The 1,794-nt window shown below is 59.9% G+C and carries 3 protein-coding genes; 1 reads left to right on the top strand and 2 read right to left on the bottom strand.

Annotated elements, in window-relative coordinates; translation table 11 throughout:
* Positions 1–12: 12 nt before the first annotated feature.
* The gene (locus KRX52_RS15895) at positions 13–312 is read right to left on the bottom strand and encodes an aldose epimerase family protein (protein WP_254797631.1); all 300 of its coding nucleotides are present in this window, start codon (positions 310–312) and stop codon (positions 13–15) included.
* A gap of 267 nt (positions 313–579) precedes the next feature.
* On the opposite strand from KRX52_RS15895, the gene KRX52_RS15890 reads away from it, so the two are divergent.
* A complete protein-coding gene (locus tag KRX52_RS15890; RefSeq protein WP_217682709.1) occupies positions 580–1,467 on the top strand; it encodes a universal stress protein in 888 nt (295 codons plus the stop codon).
* 190 nt (positions 1,468–1,657) lie between these two features.
* Here the strand turns inward: KRX52_RS15890 and KRX52_RS15885 are convergent.
* Positions 1,658–1,794: NAD(P)(+) transhydrogenase (Re/Si-specific) subunit beta (locus KRX52_RS15885; protein WP_217681707.1), on the bottom strand; the 137-nt coding region annotated here is incomplete at its 5' end.

Raw genomic sequence — 1,794 nt, 5'->3', positions numbered from 1 at the left:
GCGGCAGACGACTCACTGCGGGCTCACAATCGCCTCGCTCCACAGGCAGAGATCCAAGCTGTGACGGGCGCCAGGGGCGAGCTGCACGCAGTCGTCCCAGACGTTGGCGGTCTCGATGCACAGCATGTGCTGCCAGGCATCCTCGGTGAACTGCGACAGGCGTCGGGCCTTGTCGATCCATGGGTTCCACAGCACCGCCGTGCGTGCGGCGCGGCTTTCCAGGCACAGCGTGCGCTGCCAGCCGGCGTAGTGCAGTTCCAGGCGCGGCGGCAGGTCCAGGTAGATGCGGTCGGTCTCGCCAGCGAACTGCAAGGCGCCGTGCTGCGGGCGCTCCTCCAGTCATCGAGGGTTTTCGCCCAGCGGCCAACCGATCGTTGTGGCGATAGCTTTGGCGGGATGGCGTCGGCGAGCCTAAGTGCGTGCTATGGGATTTCGACCTATATTGAGACTTCGAATTCACGTACTCAAGGCACGTCAGGTGCCGGTGGTGTGACGAGTTGGCACAGGTCAAGCGGAGCATCTTGGTGGCTTTCATGCGCATGCCAACAGCGGATAACCCAGAACGCTTGGAGGTATCTTATGAGCCAATATAAGCAACTGTTCCTGATAGCCGACTCGGCCATGCATGACTCTGCGGCGCTGCAAAGGGCAGTTGCCCTAGCTGAGGCCACCGGTGCCGCACTGCATATCGCGGTGGTCATCCATAACTTCCACATGACGGGCTTGCTGAGCAAGAGCGAGCAGATTCGCGAGGACTATATTCAGGCGCAGAAGCACTGGCTGGAGGAGGAGGGCAACCTGCTGCGCGGGAAGGGTATCAAGGTGAGCACCGATGTGATTTTGGCCCGCAACGCGCTACAGGAAGTCCTCAAGTGTGTGGCAGAAATGCAGCCAGATTTGGTGATCAAGGACGTGCAACATGAGTCGGCGCTCAAACGCGTGTTCATCACCCCCATGGATTGGCAGCTAATGCGTGAGTGCCCAGTGCCTGTCCACCTAGTCAGCGAGGTTAGATCTCCCCTGCCTCGGGTGGTGGTGGCCGCCGTTGATCCTTCGCAGCCAGAGGAGCAGATCTCAGGACTTAATGACCGCATCATCCAAGCGGCCAACGGGCTCGCTCTGCAGTGCGATGCGGAATTGCACTTGCTGCACGCCGACGATCTAACGCACACGCATCTGGCCGATGTGGGGGCCGGTACCGTGACGATTCCAGGTTTCACCAATGACTTGCGCCGCTCGCTGCATCACTCCTTCGTCACGCTGGCTGAACGTTATGGTGTACCTCCTGAGCGTCAACACTTCATCGAGGGGCCGCCGGTCAAGGCCATCGCCACCTTCGCAGCCCAGACCCAGGCCGATGCAATCGTGATGGGGAGCGTGCACCGTACGGGACTGGATAAGTTGGTTGGCAGTACTACCGAGCACGTGTTGTATCAGGTGCCCTGCAACGTTTTGGTAGTCAAATGACCGACTCTTGAAGCTGGGGACTCGCTCATGGTCGAGTCAGTGGTAGACATGCGGATTTGCGTGCGAAACCGGGGCGACCAAATCGGCGTGTTTCAAAGTAGCAGGTCAGTGCGAGGGGACGGGACGTCCGTCAGGTTGGAAACGTACGCAATACAGCCGTCACCCCGTTGGGTGACGGCTGCCGCTGACGTTATTCCACCGCCTTGAGCATGTCCTCAATGACCTTCTTGGCGTCGCCGAACACCATCATCGACTTGTCCATGTAGAACAATTCGTTGTCCAGGCCGGCGTAGCCGCTGGCCATCGAGCGCTTGTTGACGATCACGG

The organism is Geopseudomonas aromaticivorans (genome assembly GCF_019097855.1).
GTDB lineage: Bacteria > Pseudomonadota > Gammaproteobacteria > Pseudomonadales > Pseudomonadaceae > Geopseudomonas > Geopseudomonas aromaticivorans.
The sequence above is the reverse complement of the archived record's forward strand: the minus strand, read 5'-3'. Positions and strand labels throughout refer to the sequence as shown.